The 18,497-nt window shown below is 71.5% G+C and carries 15 protein-coding genes; 9 read left to right on the top strand and 6 right to left on the bottom strand.

The window, feature by feature from the left end:
• From LOK46_RS03050 to LOK46_RS03035, 4 genes are all read left to right on the top strand, one after another.
• Window positions 1-1,050, top strand: coding sequence for a mitochondrial fission ELM1 family protein (locus LOK46_RS03050; RefSeq protein ID WP_273562429.1), 1,050 nt, complete (start codon window positions 1-3; stop codon window positions 1,048-1,050).
• Between the two features lie 14 nt (window positions 1,051-1,064).
• Window positions 1,065-2,045, top strand: a complete 981-nt coding sequence (gene trxB / locus LOK46_RS03045) for a thioredoxin-disulfide reductase (RefSeq protein ID WP_273562428.1) — start codon at window positions 1,065-1,067, stop codon at window positions 2,043-2,045.
• A 269-nt stretch (window positions 2,046-2,314) separates the two neighbouring features.
• A complete protein-coding gene (locus LOK46_RS03040) occupies window positions 2,315-3,205 on the top strand; it encodes a LysR family transcriptional regulator (RefSeq protein WP_012317569.1) in 891 nt (296 codons plus the stop codon).
• A 41-nt stretch (window positions 3,206-3,246) separates the two neighbouring features.
• Window positions 3,247-3,507, top strand: coding sequence for a YARHG domain-containing protein (locus tag LOK46_RS03035; protein ID WP_273562427.1), 261 nt, complete (start codon window positions 3,247-3,249; stop codon window positions 3,505-3,507).
• Between the two features lie 96 nt (window positions 3,508-3,603).
• Here the strand turns inward: LOK46_RS03035 and msrP are convergent, their stop codons facing one another.
• From msrP to LOK46_RS03015, 4 genes are all read right to left on the bottom strand, one after another.
• Window positions 3,604-4,557 (bottom strand): protein-methionine-sulfoxide reductase catalytic subunit MsrP, encoded by a 954-nt coding sequence (gene msrP, locus LOK46_RS03030; RefSeq protein WP_273562426.1) that lies wholly within the window; start codon window positions 4,555-4,557, stop codon window positions 3,604-3,606.
• Window positions 4,558-4,718: 161 nt separating this feature from the next.
• Window positions 4,719-6,473, bottom strand: a complete 1,755-nt coding sequence (locus LOK46_RS03025; protein WP_273562425.1) for an AMP-binding protein — start codon at window positions 6,471-6,473, stop codon at window positions 4,719-4,721.
• Window positions 6,474-6,572: 99 nt separating this feature from the next.
• On the bottom strand, window positions 6,573-7,304 hold the full coding sequence (locus LOK46_RS03020) for a hypothetical protein (protein WP_273562424.1): 732 nt from the start codon (window positions 7,302-7,304) through the stop codon (window positions 6,573-6,575).
• Window positions 7,305-7,353: 49 nt separating this feature from the next.
• Window positions 7,354-8,865: a leucyl aminopeptidase gene (locus LOK46_RS03015; protein WP_273562423.1), complete on the bottom strand. Its 1,512-nt coding sequence runs from the start codon at window positions 8,863-8,865 to the stop codon at window positions 7,354-7,356.
• A 184-nt stretch (window positions 8,866-9,049) separates the two neighbouring features.
• Between LOK46_RS03015 and lptF the strand changes: the two genes are divergently transcribed.
• The 5 genes from lptF (at window position 9,050) to rsmA (ending at window position 16,079) form a co-directional block, all read left to right on the top strand.
• Window positions 9,050-10,210 (top strand): LPS export ABC transporter permease LptF, encoded by a 1,161-nt coding sequence (gene lptF, locus LOK46_RS03010; protein WP_273562422.1) that lies wholly within the window; start codon window positions 9,050-9,052, stop codon window positions 10,208-10,210.
• A gap of 8 nt (window positions 10,211-10,218) precedes the next feature.
• Entirely contained in the window at window positions 10,219-11,307 is a 1,089-nt protein-coding gene (gene lptG, locus LOK46_RS03005; protein ID WP_273564743.1) for an LPS export ABC transporter permease LptG, read from the top strand.
• Window positions 11,308-11,384: 77 nt separating this feature from the next.
• Window positions 11,385-13,964 carry an LPS-assembly protein LptD gene (locus tag LOK46_RS03000; RefSeq protein ID WP_273562421.1) on the top strand — a complete coding sequence of 860 codons (2,580 nt, stop codon included), beginning with the start codon at window positions 11,385-11,387 and terminating at the stop codon, window positions 13,962-13,964.
• 110 nt (window positions 13,965-14,074) lie between these two features.
• Complete coding sequence (gene pdxA, locus LOK46_RS02995) at window positions 14,075-15,190, top strand: 4-hydroxythreonine-4-phosphate dehydrogenase PdxA (protein WP_273562420.1); 1,116 nt, start codon at window positions 14,075-14,077, stop codon at window positions 15,188-15,190.
• 10 nt (window positions 15,191-15,200) lie between these two features.
• The gene (gene rsmA, locus LOK46_RS02990; protein ID WP_273562419.1) at window positions 15,201-16,079 is read left to right on the top strand and encodes a 16S rRNA (adenine(1518)-N(6)/adenine(1519)-N(6))-dimethyltransferase RsmA; all 879 of its coding nucleotides are present in this window, start codon (window positions 15,201-15,203) and stop codon (window positions 16,077-16,079) included.
• 43 nt (window positions 16,080-16,122) lie between these two features.
• Here the strand turns inward: rsmA and LOK46_RS02985 are convergent, their stop codons facing one another.
• The gene (locus LOK46_RS02985; RefSeq protein WP_273562418.1) at window positions 16,123-17,127 is read right to left on the bottom strand and encodes a TIM44-like domain-containing protein; all 1,005 of its coding nucleotides are present in this window, start codon (window positions 17,125-17,127) and stop codon (window positions 16,123-16,125) included.
• 199 nt (window positions 17,128-17,326) lie between these two features.
• Window positions 17,327-18,424, bottom strand: coding sequence for a two-component system sensor histidine kinase NtrB (locus LOK46_RS02980; RefSeq protein WP_273562417.1), 1,098 nt, complete (start codon window positions 18,422-18,424; stop codon window positions 17,327-17,329).
• Between the last annotated feature and the right edge of the window lie 73 nt (window positions 18,425-18,497).

The raw sequence follows: 18,497 nt of genomic DNA, 5'->3' as shown, positions 1-18,497 counted from the left end.
ATGGCAAGCATCGACGTGTCGGAGGCGCAGACCGCGCCGGTCAGCAGTCCGGACCCGCGGCGTGAGCGCCTGCCCGAACTCGCCCGCGCCCGCGCCTGGATCGTCACGGACGGCAAGGCCGGTGACGAGAACCAGTGCGTCGGCATCGCCGAGACCCTGGGCCTCGATTTCGAGATCCGGCAGGTGCCGGCTTCCGGGCCGTTCGGCTGGATGGCGCCCTGGGGACCGATCGACCCGCGCGAGGGGCCGCGCCGCCGTGCCGGCGCCCTGTCGGGCCCTTACCCCGACATCCTGATCGCCTCCGGCCGACGGTCGGTCCCGTACCTGCGGACGGTGCGGCGCGCGACCGGCGGCCGGACGTTCACGGCCTTCCTGAAGGATCCGCGAACCGGCGCGGACAGCGCCGACTTCATCTGGGTGCCGGATTACGACGATCTGCGCGGTCCCAACGTCTTCACGACGCTGACGGCGCCGCACCTCGTGACCGCGGCGCGCCTGGCCGCGGCCCGCGCCCGGCCGGATCCCCGGCTCGCGCGCCTCGACGGTCCGCGCGTGGCGGTGCTGGTCGGCGGCGACAGCCGTCACCTGAGCTATCGCAAGACCGACATGATCCGCCTCGTGGAGGATCTGCGCGGGCTGGCCGCGCAGGGCTGTCGGCTGATGGTGACGATCTCCCGCCGGACGCCGAACCCGCTCCGCGACGCCGTGAAGGTGCTCGCCGCCGAGACCGGAGGGTTCCTCTGGGACGGAAGCGGCGACAACCCCTACGTCGCCATGCTGGCGCTCGCCGAGGCGATCGTCGTGACCTCCGACTCGGCCAATATGGTCAGCGAGGCGGTATCCACCGGCGCGCCGGTCCTGCTGTTCGATCTGCCGCGTACCTATATCCGGCATCGGCGCATGTTCGCCGGATTGGCGATCGCAGGGGCGCTGCGGCCGTTCACCGGTCAGTTGGCAGATCTGACGTACAAGCCGATCGACGCGACGCCGGTGATCGCCCGGGCGCTCGCCGACGCCTATGCCGCGCGCCGCGCGGCCGGACCGGCCTGAGGAGACCGAGACAGATGGCCCACACCCACGCCAAGCTCGTGATCATCGGTTCGGGACCCGCCGGCTACACGGCGGCGATCTACGCGGCCCGTGCCATGGTCGAGCCGCTGCTGATCTCCGGCTTCCAGCCGGGCGGGCAGCTCATGATCACCACGGATGTCGAGAACTACCCGGGCTTCGCCGACGCCATCCAGGGCCCCTGGCTGATGGAGCAGATGCGCCTCCAGGCCGAGCATGTCGGCACCCGGATCGTCTCGGAATACATCACGAAGGTCGATCTCCAGCAGCGGCCTTTCCGACTCGAGGCCGATTCCGGCGAGACCTACTCGTGCGACGCCCTGGTCATCGCCACCGGCGCCCAGGCCAAGTGGCTCGGTATCCCGTCCGAGGCGGCGTTCCAGGGCGGCGGCGTCTCGGCCTGCGCGACCTGCGACGGGTTCTTCTTCCGCGGCAAGGAAGTCGTGGTGGTCGGCGGCGGCAACACCGCTGTCGAGGAGGCCCTGTACCTCGCCAACATCGCCAGCAAGGTGACGGTCGTCCATCGCCGCGACAGCTTCCGCGCCGAGCGGATCCTGCAGGAGCGCCTGTTCAAGCACCCGAACGTCGAGGTGCTCTGGCACCGGGAGATCGCCGAGATCTGCGGGGTGCAGAAGCCGGCGCCGAACGTGACCCACGTCCGCCTCAAGGATCCGCGCTCGGGCGAGATCAGCGAGGTGAAGGCCGACGGCGTGTTCGTGGCGATCGGTCACCAGCCGGCCACCGCGATCTTCGAGGGACAACTGCCCATGCGCCACGGCGGTTACCTCACCGTGAAGCCCGGCACCACCGAGACCGAGATCCCGGGCGTCTTTGCCGCGGGCGACGTGACGGACGACGTATACCGCCAGGCGATCACCGCCGCCGGGATGGGCTGCATGGCGGCGCTGGAGGCCGAGAAATTCCTGGCCAACCTCGAGATCGGCGAGAGCCCGGTCCAGGCCGCCGCGGCGGAATGAGAGCCGCACCGGCCTCCGCGCCTCCTGCACGGAGCGACCGCGCCGAGCATTTCAACAAGTTCGCGCCGCTCGCGCTTGCGCAGGACCATGCACCGTGTGCATAGGAGTGCTGACTGCGCCGGGATGCACCGATTGCATGCCCGCGCGGTGCCGCGAGCGGCCATCCGCGCTCGGTACCGCGCAGTTCGCCCGGTGATCTGCCCGCCGCTTCGCGCCCACTCTACACCTGGGGCGCGTCCCGCGGGCGCGCGCTGGTAGGGGTTCTCGCCTTGGACTGGGACAAGATCCGGATCTTCCTCAACGTCGCGGAGGCGGGGAGCTTCACCAAGGCGGGTGACGATATTGGGCTCAGCCAATCGGCGGTGAGCCGCCAGATCAGCGCCCTGGAGCGCGAACTGAAGGCGCCGCTCTTCCATCGCCACGCCCGCGGCCTGCTGCTGACCGAGCAGGGCGACCTGCTGTTCCGCGCGGCGCGGGACATGAAGCTGCGCCTGGAGAATACCCGAGCGCGTCTCGTCGAGACCTCCGAGCGGCCGACCGGCGATCTCAAGGTCACCACCACGGTCGGCCTCGGCACGTCCTGGCTGTCGCAGCGGGTGGGCGAGTTCCTCGACCTATACCCGGACGTGCGCATCGAGCTGATCCTCACCAACGAGGAGCTCGATCTGGCCATGCGCGAGGCCGACGTGGCGATCCGCATGCGGCGCCCGGCCCAGCCGGACCTGATCCAGCGGCGGCTGTTCACCGTGCACTACCACGCCTTCGCGAGCCCGGATTACGTCAAGCGCTTCGGCGAGCCCAAGACCATCGAGGAGCTCGACGATCACCGCCTCGTCTCCTTCGGTGGCAACGAGCCCTCGTACCTGCTGGCCGCCCACTGGCTGGCCGATGCCGGCCGCGAGGGCCGCGAGCGGCGCCAGGTCCACCTGACGGTGAACAATATCGGCGCCCTGCAACGCGCGATGGAGGCCGGCGCCGGCATCGGCATCCTGCCCGACTACGCGGTGGATGGGGGCCAGCAGCTCGTGCAGGTGCTGCGCGAGACCGAGATGCCGAGCCTGGAGAGTTACCTCGTCTACGCCGAGGAGATGCGCTCGGTCGCCCGCGTGCAGGCGTTCCGCGACTTCCTCGTCTCGAAGGCGCAGCGCTGGACCTACTGAGCATCCGATGGTTGACTCCGGCTTCTCACGGAGACGATTCGATGCGCGCTGCTCTCTACGCTCTGATCCTCGTCGCGGGATCGACCGGTGCGATGGCGGATGACTGCGCGGAAGCTTGGTACCAGCGCAACCTGATCTACAAGCAGGCGGGCTACTGCTTCAGCACGCCGCGGGCGATCCGGACCTTCGGCAACGCCGATTGCCGGTACGACGCCATGGATCGCGTGCCGCTCTCGCGCCAGGAGCAGGCGACCGTGGCGGACCTGCAGGCCTTCGAGCGGGCCCATGGCTGCCCGCGCTAGGGTGCGGGCGGCCGACGGGATGGCGGGGCGGCGCTGGGGCCGCGCCGTCGCGACGGGAGCCACGCCAGCGCCGGCGCGGCTCCCACAGGTCCGCGCTCAGACGAACAGGCGCTCGCCCTCGAGGCCCTTGTAGAGGCCGGCGACCTGCTCGCCGTAGCCGTTGTAGATCAGCGTCGGCACCCGCTGGTCGGTGCCGAGGACGCGCTCGGTCGCCTGGCTCCAGCGCGGGTGCGGCACGGCCGGGTTTACGTTGGCCCAGAAGCCGTACTCGGACGCCTGCAGCCCCTCCCAGAAGGTCTTCGGCCGATCGGCGGTGAACGAGATCTTCACCAGCGACTTGGCCGACTTGAACCCGTATTTCCACGGCACCGCGACGCGGATCGGCGCACCGAACTGGTTCGGCAGCGGCTTGCCGTAGATCCCCGTCACCATGAAGGCGAGGTCGTTGCCGGCCTCCGCGAGGGTCAGGCCCTCGGTGTACGGCCAGGGGTAGAAGAAGGCCCGCTGGCCGGGCGCCATCGCCTTGTCCATGAAGGTCTCGAAGCGGATGTACTTCGCGCCGGAGGTGGGCTTGGCGAGCGCCACCAGCTTCGCCAGCGGGAAGCCGGTCCATGGCACCGCCATCGACCACGCCTCGACGCAGCGGTGACGGTAGAGCCGCTCCTCAAGGCCGACCTTCCGGATCAGGTCGTCGACGCCGATCTCGAACGGCTTCTCCACGAGGCCGTCGATCTTCAGGGTCCAGGGCTGCGTCTTGAGGGCGTTGGCCGCCGGTAGCACCGTCTTCGACGTGCCGAACTCGTAGAAATTGTTGTAGTCGGCGCTGAAGCGCTCCGGAGTCAGCGGGCGATCGAGCGTGTAGGCGGGGTTCTGCGGCGCCGGGTAGAGCGGCTGGTCGCCCGCGGCCGCCCAGGCCGCGCGTCCGCCCAGGAGCGAGCCGGCCGCGAAACCGGCCGCGCCGCCGATCAGGGCGCGCCGGTTGAGGAAGACGGCCTCCGGCGTCGCCAGATGTTCCGGAATCTCCCACCCGCGCCTGCGCTTGATCAACATGGCCGTCTCCTCGGATCTCCTGCGCGCACAACCCACAGATCGGCCGGGGCCGACAGGGGCGCAAGCGCCGCAGCCTCACCTTTCGGCGAACGGCGCGCAGGGGTTACGCCGCCCGTGAGCGGCACCGGGACGCAGGCCGTCCTCCGCCGCGCGGGCCGCGCTCAGCCCGGCGGCGTCTCGTCGCGCAGCATCCGCCGCAGCACCTTGCCGACATTGGTCTTCGGCAGGGTCTCGTGGAGCACCACGCGGCGGGGCACCTTGTAGCCGGTGAGCTGGGTGCGCGCGTGCGCCCGCAGGGCATCGGTGGAGACCGACGTGTCCTTCAGGACCACGTGGGCCACGACCATCTCGCCGGTCTCCTCGCTCGGCGCGCCGACCACCGCGCATTCGAGCACGGCCGGGTGGGCCGCCAGCACGTCCTCGACCTCGTTCGGATAGACGTTGAATCCGGAGACGAGGATCATGTCCTTCATCCGATCCACGATCCGGACCTGGCCGTCCGCCTGCAGGATGGCGACGTCGCCCGTCCGGAAGAACCCGTCCGCGGTCATCGCCCGGGCGGTCTCCTCCGGCCGGTTCCAGTAACCGCGCATCACCTGCGGGCCGCGCACGCAGATCTCGCCCGGCTGCCCGTTCGGGAGGGGCTGGCCGGAGATGTCGCGGATCGAGACCTCCGTGGAGGGCAGCGGGTAGCCGATCGTGCCGGAGAAGTCGCGCATGCCCCGCGGGTTGACGCACACGACCGGCGAGGTCTCCGACAGGCCGTAGCCCTCGATGATCGTGTTGCCGGTCAGGGCCTTCCAGCGCTCGGCCACGGCGCGCTGGACGGCCGTGCCGCCGCCGACCACGAAATCGAGGTGGGCGAAATCCACCGTGCCGATCTTCGGATGGTTGATCAGCACGTTGAACAGGGTGTTCACGCCCATCAGGTGGGTGAAGCGCGTGCGGCTCAGCGTCTTGACCATGCCGTCGCAGTCGCGCGGATTGGGGATCAGCAGGCAGGAGCCGCCGCTGCGCATGAACTGGAAGAAGCACGCGGTGAGCGCGAAGATGTGGTAGAGCGGCAGCGCCGTGACCACGCAGCGCGCGACGCTCGGATCCTTCGAGTTGAACCAGAGCTGCGACTGCTCGACATTCGCCATGATGTTGCGGTGGCTCAGCATCGCCGCCTTGGCGATGCCCGTGGTGCCCCCGGTATATTGCAGGAAGGCGAGATCCTCCGGGTCGACCGCCGCGGACACGCGCGGCATCGTTCGGCCCTGCCGGAGCACGGTGGCGAAGGGGATCGCGAGGCCGTCCGGCAGGCGGAACGGCGGCACCGCCTTGCGGACGTGCCGGCTCGCGAGGTTGATCACCTGTCCCTTCAGCCCGAGCCCGTCGCCCGGACCCACGAGGACGACCCGCTCCAGCGCCACGTCCGGCAGTGCGGCGGCGATGGTGGCGCCGAAATTCTCCAGGACGATCAGGATCCGCGCGCCGGAATCGTTGATCTGCTGCACGCATTCCCGGGGCGTGTAGAGCGGGTTGGTGTTGACCACCGTCCCGCCCGCGAGGAGGACGCCGAAGATCGCCACCGCGTAGGCGGGGACGTTCGGCAGCATGATCGCGACGCGGTCACCCTTCGCCAGGCCCTGCCCGCGCAGCCAGGCGGCGAGGTCGCGCGCCTGCTGCCCGAGGGTCGCGTAGGTCATGGTCGAGCCGAAGCACAGCATCGCCGGCCGGCCCGCGAAGGCGGTCACGCTGGTCTCGAACAGGTCGACCAGGGTGCCGAGGCCCGCGACGTCGATCTCGGTCGGAACGCCGGCCGGATAATAGGGCAGCCAGGGCCGGTCGGAGGCCCCGTCGACCGGCGCGGCCGGCATCGCTCCGGCCGTGGCGGCTCGAGCGCCGTGCTCCATCACGTTCGCCTCACGCATCGCGATGCCTCCCGCGGGCCCGACTCTCGGAGGCCGAGTCCCGCAACGCCTGTCGCGCCGACTCTGCGGGAACGGAGGCCGGCCCGCAAGGCAGGGGGCTCAGAGGGCCGGACGATGCCGGCGCAATGTCGCCAGCGCGGTGTGGGGCAGCGCCGCGGCGATCAGCAGGCCGGCGGCGAGCGCCGCCTCCTCCGGCCGCATCGCCCGCCGGGGCCACGGGCCGACGCCCAGGTCGCCGGCGAGGCCGATCAGGACCGCGCCGAGCCACAGGGCCAGGAAGGCGAGCACCCCGTACCCGATCCGGCGCAGCCGCGGCCGCAGGGGGCGGTTGGCCGCGACCGCGAACAGGCCGAGGACGCCGCCGAACATCAGGGCGCCCACGGCGGCGCCGAGCCCGTAGGCCAGCCACAGGGGCTGGTGAGTGAGGAAGGCCATGCCGCCGGTCGCGAAGGCGCCGCGCAGGACGAGGCCGCCGAAGGTCGGGTAGAGACCGGCGGCGAGGAGCGCGGCCGCGCCCGCGAGGCCGAACACGATCCGGCGCGGCGCGGAGGCCGGGCCCGGGCCCGTCGCCACCCGCGCGAGGTGGCCGAGCCCGTAGACCAGCGCGAAGGCGAAGAGCGGGTAGCGGCCGATGAAGTAGCCGAAGATCCAGGGCTCGAGCGCTTCCGGCACGGCGTCGCGCTGGCTCAGGCCGGTCGCCGCGACGAGCGCCAGGGCGGCCAGCATGGCGAGGATCGGCCCCGCGGCCGCCAGGAGGCCGCCGACGCGGCCTCCGGACGTCCCGGCGCCCGGGCCGACCCGGTCGAGCGCGGCGTTGGCGTGTGCGGCCATGCTGAGATCACCCGGAAAGGCGCGCGGCGTCAGGAAAGCCGCGGCCGCCTCAGCGGGCCTCGTAATGGTCGCGGATCAGCCGGTCGAGGAGGCGCACGCCCCAGCCGGCGCCCCAGCTGCGGTTGATCTCGCTGGCGTTCGACGACATCGCGACGCCGGCGATGTCGAGATGCGCCCACGGCACGTCCTCGACGTAGCGCTTGATGAACGAGGCCGCGGTGGCGGCGCCGCCGTGGCGGCCGCCGGTGTTCTTCATGTCGGCGAACTTGGAATCGATCGCCTTGTCGTAGGCGGGGATCAGCGGCATCCGCCACACCTTCTCGCCGGTCGCCTCGCCGGCGGCGTGGATGTTGCCCGCCAGCGTGTCGTCGTTCGAGAACATGCCGGCGATGTCCTGGCCCAGCGCCACGATGATCGCGCCGGTCAGCGTCGCGAGGTCGACGATCGCCTTGGGCTTGGTGCTGCGGATGACGTGGGTGATCACGTCGGCCAGCACCAGCCGCCCCTCGGCGTCGGTGTTGATCACCTCGATGGTCTGGCCGGACATGGAGGTCAGGATGTCGGAGGGGCGGTACGAGTTGCCGTCCGGCATGTTCTCCACGATGCCGATGGCTCCGACCACGTTGCAGCGCGCCTTGCGGGCGGCCAGCGTGTGGAGCGCGCCGACCACGGCGGCGGCGCCGCCCATGTCGCCCTTCATGTCCTCCATGCCGCCGCCCGGCTTGATCGAGACGCCGCCGGAATCGAACACGACGCCCTTGCCGATGAGGGCCACGGGCGCCTCGGCGGCGGGGCCGCCGTTCCAGCGCATGATCACGATCCGCGGCTCCCGGGCCGAGCCCTGCGCCACCGCGAGCAGCGCGCCCATGCCGAGTTCGCGCATCCGGGCCGGCTCCAGGACCTCGATCTCGACGCCGAGCTTGGCGAGGTCCGAGGCGCGGCGGGCGAATTCGGCCGGGAAGAGCACGTTCGGCGGCTCGTTCACGAGGTCGCGGGCCAGGATCACGCCGTCGGACAGGCTCCGGGCGCCCTCGCCCTCGCGGCCGGCCGCGCCGTGATCGGCGAGCAGCAGGGTCAGCGCGGTGACGGACTTGTCGTCGGCGTCTGGCTTCTTCTTGGTCTTGTAGCGGTCGAACGCGTAGGTCCGCAGGCGCGCGCCGAGGGCGAACTCGCCGGCCTGGGCCGCCGTGACCGTCGCGCCGGGCCAGTCGAGCACCACCCGGGCGGTCCGCCCCGCAACCTTGCTGGCGGTGAAGCCGCCGAGCGCCGGCCAGTCGGTCTTGGCGCGGTCCTTCTCGGAGCCGAGGCCCACGACGACGAGGCGGTCGGCGCCGACGCCCGCAGGGGCCGGCAGGGACAGTGCGCTGAGCGAGCGGCCCTTGAACTTCTCGGAGGCCGCCGCACGGGCCACGAGATCCGCCCCGGAGGCGCCCAGCGCCTCGCGGGCCGCCGACCCGAGCGACAGGTCGTCGCCGACGAAGACCACGAGATCGCCGGATCCGCCGGGGCCCTGGCCGCTCTGCTCCAGGGGGCCGAAACCGATCTCGATACCGTCCGCCATACTCGTCGCCCTGCCCGTTATCCCGGAGCCGTACTACGCACCCGCGCGCCGACGCCCGGGCCATTCGCCCTGTGTAGCCGCTGAGACGGAGAACGCAACGCGGCGTGACAGCCCTGGAATCGCCCCTTTTGTCGGGTCCCTGCCGACCCGAGGGCGCGAGAGGACGAGCGGGACTGCCGGGCCGATGAGGCAGATCGAGCGCTACATCTTTCGGATCGCCCTGGGCGCCACCCTGGCCTGCCTGATCGGGCTGACGGGCACCATCTGGCTGACGCAGGCCCTGCGCGAGCTCGATCTGGTGACAGCCAAGGGCCAGACGCTGCTGGTCTTCCTCTTCGTCACGGGCCTGTCGCTGCCGACCCTCGTCGTGGTCATCGCGCCCGTCGCGCTGTTCATCGGCACGATCTACGCGCTCAACAAGTTGAACGGCGATTCCGAGCTGATCGTCATGTCGGCGGCCGGGATGCCGCCGCGCTCGCTGCTGCGGCCCTTCCTCACCCTGGCGCTGTTCGTCAGCTTCCTGGTGGGCTTCCTGGTCGTGGTGGTGATGCCGGCGAGCTTCCAGGAGCTGCGCGACGTGATCACCCGGGTGCGCGGCGACTTCATCGCGAACGTCGTCAAGGAAGGGCAGTTCACCCAGCTCGACAACGGCATCACCTTCCACTTCCGCGAGCGCGGACCGGGCGGCACCCTCAAGGGGCTGTTCATCCAGGACCGGCGCGAGGCCGGGAAGACCAAAGTCTACCTCGCCGAGCGCGGCAACGCGGTCGACGTGGACGGCCAGAGCTACCTGATCCTGGAGAACGGCAGCGTCCACCAGCAGCAGAAGGACTCGCGCGATTCCTCGATCCTGACCTTCGAGCGCTACACGATCGACCTCGCGGCCTTCGCACCGCCGGATTCCGACACGATCTACAAGCCGCGCGAGCGCTCGACGGCGCAGCTCCTGTTCCCTGACACGACAGAGGGCTATTACAAGCTGCAGAGGGGCCGGTTCCGAGCCGAGCTGCACGACCGGCTCTCAGCCTGCCTCTACCCGCTGGCCCTGGTCTTCATCGCCTTCGCGGCTCTGGGCGATCCCCGCACCACCCGGCAGGGGCGCGGCGTCGCCATCGCGGGCGCGATCGTGGCGGTCGTGGCCCTGCGGATCGGCGGCTTCGCGGCGGTCAGCGCCGCCGCGCGCAGCCCCGCGGCGGTCCTGGCGGTCTACGGCGTGCCGCTGCTCGCGATCCTCCTGTCGAGCTTTCTCATCTTCTACGGACCCCGGGTGCGCGCGTTCAACGCCGCCCTGGCCCGCGCCGTGCGCGGCCGGTTCCGCGGCCCGCGCCTCGCGCCGGCGGCCTGACTCCGATGATGCTGATCGGCCTCACCCTCGGGCGGTACTTCGCCGCCCGGTTCCTCCGCACGGTGCTCGGCGTCTTCGTCACCGTGTTCGCGCTGGTCTACACCCTGGACTTCGTCGAGCTGCTCCGCCGCGCCGGCGAGGCCCAGGGCGCGTCCGCGGGCCTGATGGCGCAGCTCTCGCTCTACCGCACCCCCGCGGTGGCGGAGGGCGTCCTGCCCTTCGCGGTCCTGTTCGGCTCCATGGCGGCCCTGCTCCAGCTGTCGCGCAAGCTGGAGCTGGTGGTCGCCCGCGCGGCCGGGATCTCGGCCTGGCAGTTCCTGCAGCCCGGCTTCTTCGTGGCCCTCGCCCTCGGCGCGCTGGCGGTCGGCGTCTACAACCCGGTCTCGGCGATCCTGAAGCAGCGCTCCACCGAGATCGAGGCGAAGATCTTCGCCAAATCCACCAAGGCGAGTTCGGGCAAGGACCTCTGGATCCGCCAGAAGGGCCTCGACGGCGAGGCGATCCTCCGCGCCGAGACCGCCATCGAGGGTACGACCACCCTGGCGGGAGTGTCGGTCTTCACCTTCGACGGGGCCGCCAAGTTCGCCGAGCAGCTCGTCGCGGCCCGCGCCACGCTCCACGACGGCTACTGGGAGCTCTCAGATGTGCGCGTTCTCACACCGGACGCACCGCCTGAGTCGTTCGACACCTACCTGATCGCTTCGAACCTCGACCCCGCGCAGGTGCGCCAGGGGTTCACCCCCCCGGAATCTGTGCCTTTCTGGCAACTTCCCACAACCATCGCGCGGACCGAGCGGGCCGGTTTGGACGCCACCCGGTACCGTCTCCAGTACGATGTCCTGTGGGCGCGACCGGTGCTGTTCGTGGCCATGGTCATCGTCGCCGCAACCGTTTCCTTACGGTTCTTCCGCTTTGGTGGTGTCGGTAAACTCGTCCTCGGTGGCGTCGCGGCCGGCTTCGCCCTCTACGTGGTCCGACAGGTCATGGAGGGGCTCGGAGCATCCGGACTCGTCGCCGCACCGGTGGCGGCCTGGTTCCCGGCCGTGGTAGGCAGTCTTCTCGGTACGCTCACGCTTCTGTACCAGGAAGACGGCTGACTTCCGCGATCCTTCGCGGGACGGGAGACGGGTGTTGAGGTTGGTGGCGTCAGACGTCACAGGGGTTGGGACGCGCGTTGCGTAAGGTCGCCGACATCCTGCGGAAGGCTGGTTTCCGGGCCGCGCTGGCGCTCGCCGCGCCGCTGGCCGGGGGCCTGTCCGCCCATGCACAGGGCCTGCCCGCCGTCGCGGCCGGCAAGCCCGGCGACAAGCTCCTCGTCGAGGCCGACGAGCTGATCTACGACAACGACCACGGCACCGTGACGGCCCGCGGCAACGCCGAGCTTCATTACGGCCCGCGGACCCTGCAGGCCGACCGCGTGCGCTACGACCGGAATTCCGGCCGGGTCTTCGCCGAGGGCAATGTCCGCCTGACCGAGGCCGATGGCGGCGTCGTGACCGGCGCGCGCATGGAACTCACCGACGACTTCAAGACCGGTTTCGTCGACGCCTTCCGCGGTCAGCAGACGGTCCAGCGCAAGTTCGAGACCGTGCGAACCCGGTTCTCCGCGCCGCGGGCCGAGCGCCTGAACGGCGAGCAGACGAGCTTCGAGTCCGGCAGCTACACGGCCTGCGAGCCGTGCAAGGACAACCCTGAGACGCCGCCGCTGTGGCAGATCAAGGCGAAGAAGATCATCCACGACAACGAGACCCACACGGTCTACTTCGACGAGTCGACGCTCGAGATCGCCGGCATCCCGGTGGCCTACCTGCCGTATTTCGAGGCGCCGGATCCGACGGTGAAGCGCAAGACCGGCTTCCTGACGCCGCGCTTCATCACGACGACGGCGCTCGGCAACGGCGTGTCGCTCCCGTACTTCATCAACCTCGCGCCGAACTACGACCTGACGCTGACGCCGACCCTGCTGAGCCGCCAGGGCCTGCTCGCGCAGGGCGAGTTCCGCCAGCGGATCGATAACGGCTTCTACAACATCCGCCTCTCGGGCATCTCGCAGACGACGCCCTCGGCCTTCCTGCCGAGCCCGCTCGGCGCCGGCGAGCGCGACTTCCGCGGCTCGGTCGAGTCGCAGGGCCGGTTCTACATCAACCCGCGCTGGCGCACGGGCTGGGACCTCGTCGGCGTCACCGACAAGTGGTTCCTCGACAATTACCGGATCCGCAACCAGAACATCACCACGGACTATTTCCGCGAGGCGACCTCGACCGCGTTCCTGATCGGCCAGGGCGACCGCTCGTGGTTCGAGGCGCGGGGCTACTACTTCAAGGGCCTGTCGAGCTTCGACTGGCAGAAGCAGCAGCCGATCGTCGCGCCGGTGATCGACTACGACAAGCGGGTCAACGGCCCCTCGGAGATCGGCGGCGAGGTGCGCTTCCAGGCGAACATCACGAGCCTGACCCGCGAGACCACGCAGTACCAGGGCCTGCCGCGGACCTCGAGCTACCTGTTCTCGCCGAGCGTCAACGGCGTCAGCTTCCCGCTCTATCAGACCTGCACGGTCTTCCAGCGCGGCCTGTGCGCCATCGACGGGCTGGCCGGCACCAACACCCGCGCCTCCGCGGAGCTGTCCTGGCGCCGCAGCTTCATCGACGATCTGGGCCAGAAATTCACGCCCTTCGCGTACCTGCGCACGGACGCGTTCTTCAACAGCACGAGCTTCTCGGGCTACCAGAACGACCTCGTCCCGCAGGTCGCCCACGTCGACCAGGGCTTCGCCGGGCGGGTCATGCCGGCGATCGGCCTCGACTACCGCTACCCGTTCGTCGCCAATTTCGGCGCGCTCGGCGTCCACACCCTCGAGCCGATCGGCCAGATCATCGCGCGCCCGTCCGAGACCCGGATCGGCCGCCTGCCGAACGAGGACGCGCAGAGCCTCGTCTTCGACGACACCTCGCTGTTCGAGTGGGACAAATTCTCGGGCTACGACCGGGTCGAGGGGGGCGTGCGCACCAACCTCGGCGGCCAGTACTCCGTCGTGACCCCGTCGGGCTGGTACGCGAACGTGCTGTTCGGCGAGTCCATCCAGCTCGCCGGCGTCAACTCGTTCCGCCGCGGCGACATCGCCAATGTCGGCCTCGATTCCGGGCTCGAGACGCAGCGGTCGGACTTCGTCGGCCGCTTCCAGGTCTCGCCGAACCAGAACATCACGTTCATCAGCCGGGCCCGGTTCAACCAGTCCGACTTCCACGTGGCGCGGTTCGAGACCGGCGCGACGGCGCGGTTCGCGCCGTTCCTGCCGCTCACCGTCTCGGCCTTCTACTCGTACTACGAGGCGCAGCCGCTGCTGGGCTACAGCCACTACCGCGAGGGCATCACCGCCACCGCGACCTACAACATCACGCCGAACTGGTTCGTGTCGGGCTCGCTGCTCGTCGACCTGACCCACTACCTCGACGTGCGCAACACCTACACGGACGCGCTGAGCTCGTACCTGGCGAACCCGATCGGGACGGTGCCGATCTACCAGAACCCGGGCCGCTTCTACCTGTCGGGCGCGAGCTTCGGCGGCGGCTACCAGGACGAGTGCACCACCGTCTCGCTGAACTACATCAACTCGCCGATCGCCACCGCGACGGGCGTGCGCGAGCGCAACCAGACGGTGCTGCTGCGGGTCGAGCTGAAGACCCTGGGCGAGGCCGACCTGCGCCAGAACGTCGGCACCGCCACCACCGCCGACGGCATCGCCTCGATCCGCTGAGGAACCGGGACCGGCGGCGCGCCGATCCGGCGCGTCGCCCGCCGCGATCCCGCCGCTCGGTCTTGGCCGCCGAGGGTGCGCCCGCGCCGCGCGGGCGCTATAGAGCGCCCATGCCGCCCCTCGCCCTCACCCTCGGAGATCCCGCCGGCATCGGTCCGGAGCTGGCGCTCAGCGCGTGGCTCGGGCGGGGCGGCGCGGACCCGCTGCCGCCGTTCTTCCTGGTGGCCGATCCGGACTTCGTCGAGCGCCTCGCCCATCGCCTCGACCGCCCCGTCCCGGTGGCGGAGGTCGATCCCGAGACCGCCGCCGAGGTGTTCCCGCGCGCCCTCCCCGTGGTGCCCCTGCCGAGCGGCGCCCGCGTCGCCGCCGAGCCGGGCGTGCCCGATTCCGTCAATGCCGGCGCGACCATCGAGTCGATCACCGCGGCGGTGGAGTTCGTGAAGACGGGGCGCGCGAGCGCGGTGGTGACCAACCCCATCGCCAAGTTCGTGCTGACCCGGACGGGCTTCGCCCATCCCGGGCACACCGAGTTCCTGGCCGCGCTCGCGGTGCCGCCCGGCCTGACGCCGCCCCGGCCGGTCATGATGATCTGGAGCGCCGGCCTCTCGGTGGTGCCGGTGACGATCCACGTGCCGCTGAAGGACGTGCCGGGCCTGCTCACCCAGGAGCTGGTCGAGGAGACCGCCGCGATCGTCGCCCGCGACCTGCGGGAGCGGTTCGGCCTCCCCGAGCCGCGCCTCGTCCTCGCCGGCCTCAACCCGCACGCGGGCGAGGCCGGGACGATCGGCCGTGAGGACCGCGACGTCCTCGCCCCCGCGGTGGCGCGCCTGCGGGCGCAGGGCATCGACATCCGCGGGCCACTCCCGGCCGACACCCTGTTCCACGCCCGCGCCCGGGAGACCTACGACGTCGCCCTCGCGCCCACGCACGATCAGGCCCTCATCCCGATCAAGACGATCGCGTTCGACGACGGCGTGAACGTCACCCTCGGGCTGCCCTTCGTGCGCACCTCGCCGGACCACGGCACGGCCTTCGACATCGCCGGCCAGGGCGTCGCCCGGCCCGACAGCCTCGTGGCGGCCCTGCGCCTCGCCGACCGGCTGGCCGCCAACGCGGCGGCGCGGGACGACGCCCCCGGCGGGGCCGAGATCATCCCGTTCAGCGTCTATGCCGGCCGGCCCCGCCCCGCGGGCGCCCGCCATTTCGATCCCGAGGACGAGCTGTGAGGGTGTCCGCATGAGCGCCGAGGCCGGTCTTCCGCCGCTGCGCGAGGTCGTCGCCCGCCACGGCCTGGAGCCGAAGAAGGCGCTCGGCCAGAACTTCCTCTACGACCTCAACCTGACCGGGCGGATCGCCCGGGCGGCCGGTCCCCTCGCGGGGGTGACCGTGGTGGAGGTCGGGCCGGGCCCGGGGGGGCTCACGCGCGCGCTCCTCGCCGAGGGCGCCGCCCGCGTCGTGGCGATCGAGCGCGACCCGCGCGCCCTGCCGGCGCTCGCCGAGATCGCCGCCCACTATCCCGGCCGCCTCGAGGTGGTCGACGCCGACGCCCTCGCCTTCGACCCGCGGCCGCTGGTGGGCGATGCCCCGGCGCGGATCGTCGCCAACCTCCCCTACAATGTCGGCACCGCCCTGCTCACCGGCTGGCTCGACGGGGAGGCCTGGCCGCCCTGGTGGGACCAGGCCGTGCTGATGTTCCAGCGGGAGGTCGCCGAGCGGATCGTCGCCGGCCCGGAGGAGCGGGCCGATTACGGCCGGCTCGGGGTCCTGTGCGGCTGGCGGACGGAGGCCGAGATCCTGTTCGACGTCAGCCCCTCGGCCTTCGTGCCGCCGCCGAAGGTCACGTCGAGCGTGGTCCGGCTGGTGCCGCGCGCCCGGCCCCTGCCCTGCCGCGCCGGCGCGCTCGAGGCCGTCACCCGGGCGGCCTTCGGCCAGCGCCGCAAGATGCTGCGCCAGAGCCTCAGGGCGCTGACGCCCGAGGCCGGCGCCCTGCTGGCCGCCGCCGGCCTGTCCGAGACCGCGCGGGCCGAGGAGATCCCGGTGTCCGGGTTCGTCGATCTCGCCAATCGGTGGGACGCGCACAGGAAGGCCGGCGCCCCGGTGGGGACGCCGGCCTGAGAGAGTGTCGAGGCTCCGGCCCGAGGGCCGGAGCGCGATCGGATCAGCGGGTCTGCTGGATCGCCGAGAGCACCCAGCCGCGGCCGGGCTGGCGCAGGAACGTCCAGAGCTCCGTCGCCTCGGACGAGTCCGTGGAGACGACGCGGCCGCTCGACCGCTCGATCATCACGTCCTTCAGGGCGTAGCGCATGGCCACGGTCGCGTAGTCGGTGCGGTCCTCGCCCCAGGCCTCCGCGAGGTCGCCCTGCAGCAGCTTCACGTCCGAGATCTTGTTCACCACGCCGCGCGCCGCGTTGCCGCGCAGCTCCTCGTCGAAGTAGCTGACCATCTCGGGCGTCGACAGGTTGCCCAAGGTCACCCGATCCTCGCGCGAGTAGGCGTCCTGGATGTCGCCGAGCAGGCGCTCGAAGGCCTGGTAATCGGCCGGGCCGATCTGCACCGGGCGCGTCTGCGGCGGGCGCTGCCCGCCGCCGAACATACCGGCGGGAGCGGGGCCGCCGGGAGCGGGGCCGCCGGGAGCGGGACCGCCGGGAGCGCCGCCCATCGGGCCGCGGGCGCCCGGCTGATCGTCGAGCGACGAGCGGGCGTAGGGCGCACCGGCACCGGCCGGCTCGTTCCGGCGGCGGAAGAACCGCAGGGCCAGCATCACCACCAGCACGACGAGCCCGACCTGGAACAGCAGGCCGATCATCGACGCGAGGCCGCCGAGGCCGCCGAAGAAGCCGCCGCCGAGCAGCGTGCCGATCAGGCCGGCGCCGAGCAGGCCCGCGAAGAAGCCGCCACCGAACCGGCGACCCGGCGCGGCCGGGGCCTGCATGCCGGGGCTGCCCATGCCAGGCGAGGGCGCGGTCTGCGAGCGCTGCATCGTCGACCCGCCGCCCGGGGCGGTCGGCGTGGCGGAGGGCGCCGTGTAGGTGCGCGAGCCGCGGGATCCGACGGACCCGCCGCCGCCCGGACGGGCTTCCACGACGGGCGCCGCGACGGTCAGCGCAGCGGCCAGCGCCAGGAGGGCGGCCACACGCCGGCGGCGCGAAATCTCAGTAAACATGTACACGCCTCAGAGGACGAGAACCGGGTGGCGCGGAGCGCCAGTGACGATATGGGAACGGGCTGGCTGGCGTTTTAGTCCTGCCCATCGTCGCCCGGATGACGTTTTCCACCGGTTCGTCGCATCGCTCGGCCAGCGCGCTCGCCGAGCCCGCACGCCCGATCGGCGCGCCGAGGCTGCGCTCCGCGGCGGCGCGGCTCTAGTGGAGCGTGCGCTCGGGCGCGGCCGGGAAGGAGAGGCGCACCTGCGTCCCCTCCCCGCTCCGGCTGTCGAGGGTGATGGTCCCGTTCTGCCGCTTCATCAGCCCGTGCACGATCGCGAGGCCCGCGCCGCGCCCCGCCTCGTGGCTGGTCTGGAACGGCGCGAGCGCCCGGGCGAGCATCTCGGGTGACATGCCCTGCCCGGTGTCGCCGACCGCGATCCCGACGCTGCCCTGGCCCGGCTGCTGCAGGGACCGGTCGCCGGGATCCACCCGGAAGGTCGACAGGGTCAGGGTCCCGCCCGACGGCATGGCCTCGCACGCGTTGGCGACGAGATGACGCAGGGCGAACTCGATCTGCGTCGGATTGCTGATCGCCTGCGGCAGGCCCGGCGTCTCCGCGACGGTGAGGCGGATCCCGGGCGGGAGATCGGGTTCGAGGCGCGCCGCGAGGTCCGCCACGATCGCGTCGAGGTCGACCGACCGGACGTCCGGCGCGATGCGGCGGGAATAGGCGAGCAGGTGCCGGGTCAGGATGGCCGCGCGCTCGGTGGCGTCGGCCGAGCGGGCGATCGCTCGCTGGACGAAGGGCTCCTGCCGGTCGCCGAGCCGCCGCTTGAGGCCGTCGATGTAGCCGATCAGGATCTGCAGGAAGTTGTTGAACTCGTGGGCGACGCTGTTGGTCAGGAGCCCCAGGGCCTCGCGCTGGCGGGAGAGCGCGAGCGCGCCCTCGGCCTCGCGCCGGGCCGTCTCGTCGCGGATCTGGCCGATGCGGAACGGGGTCCCGGGCAGGGACGCCGTCTCCAGGCGGGCCCAGAAGCTCGTCCCGTCCGCGCGGGCGGCCAGGAACTCCTGAGGCTCGGTCCCGGCGGGATCGAGCGGCGCGGTACGTTGCGCCAGGATCAGGTCGAGCCCCTGCGCGACGATCCGCTCCGCCGGGTAGCCGGCGAGCTGCTCCAGGGCCGGATTGGCGTGGCGGACACGGCCCTGCGGATCGAGCAGGAGGCTGGGCGTCGGCAGCGCGTCGAGGAGCGTGCGCGCCTCGTCCGCGAGCGGCGCGCCTTCGGCCGCGCTGTGATCCGTCCCGGGCTGCGCCATGCTGCGTTCGCGCTCAGCGGATGCGGAAGGTCCGCGACGGGCCAGCGATAGCGATGAACGGCCTCACGGCCAA

Origin of the sequence: Methylobacterium sp. NMS14P, assembly GCF_028583545.1 — a bacterium.
Taxonomy (GTDB): domain Bacteria; phylum Pseudomonadota; class Alphaproteobacteria; order Rhizobiales; family Beijerinckiaceae; genus Methylobacterium.
This window is presented reverse-complemented; position numbering and strand designations above follow the sequence as displayed.

Bases quoted from the DNA above. Each gene is read 5' to 3' on its own strand.
- LOK46_RS03050 (WP_273562429.1), top strand. From the start codon at position 1: ATGGCAAGCATCGACGTGTCGGAGGCGCAGACCGCGCCGGTCAGCAGT.
- trxB (WP_273562428.1), top strand. From the start codon at position 1,065: ATGGCCCACACCCACGCCAAGCTCGTGATCATCGGTTCGGGACCCGCC.
- LOK46_RS03035 (WP_273562427.1), top strand. From the start codon at position 3,247: ATGCGCGCTGCTCTCTACGCTCTGATCCTCGTCGCGGGATCGACCGGT.
- msrP (WP_273562426.1), bottom strand. From the start codon at position 4,557: ATGTTGATCAAGCGCAGGCGCGGGTGGGAGATTCCGGAACATCTGGCG.
- LOK46_RS03025 (WP_273562425.1), bottom strand. From the start codon at position 6,473: ATGCGTGAGGCGAACGTGATGGAGCACGGCGCTCGAGCCGCCACGGCC.
- LOK46_RS03020 (WP_273562424.1), bottom strand. From the start codon at position 7,304: ATGGCCGCACACGCCAACGCCGCGCTCGACCGGGTCGGCCCGGGCGCC.
- LOK46_RS03015 (WP_273562423.1), bottom strand. From the start codon at position 8,865: ATGGCGGACGGTATCGAGATCGGTTTCGGCCCCCTGGAGCAGAGCGGC.
- lptF (WP_273562422.1), top strand. From the start codon at position 9,050: ATGAGGCAGATCGAGCGCTACATCTTTCGGATCGCCCTGGGCGCCACC.
- lptG (WP_273564743.1), top strand. From the start codon at position 10,219: ATGCTGATCGGCCTCACCCTCGGGCGGTACTTCGCCGCCCGGTTCCTC.
- pdxA (WP_273562420.1), top strand. From the start codon at position 14,075: ATGCCGCCCCTCGCCCTCACCCTCGGAGATCCCGCCGGCATCGGTCCG.
- rsmA (WP_273562419.1), top strand. From the start codon at position 15,201: ATGAGCGCCGAGGCCGGTCTTCCGCCGCTGCGCGAGGTCGTCGCCCGC.
- LOK46_RS02985 (WP_273562418.1), bottom strand. From the start codon at position 17,127: ATGTTTACTGAGATTTCGCGCCGCCGGCGTGTGGCCGCCCTCCTGGCG.
- LOK46_RS02980 (WP_273562417.1), bottom strand. From the start codon at position 18,424: ATGGCGCAGCCCGGGACGGATCACAGCGCGGCCGAAGGCGCGCCGCTC.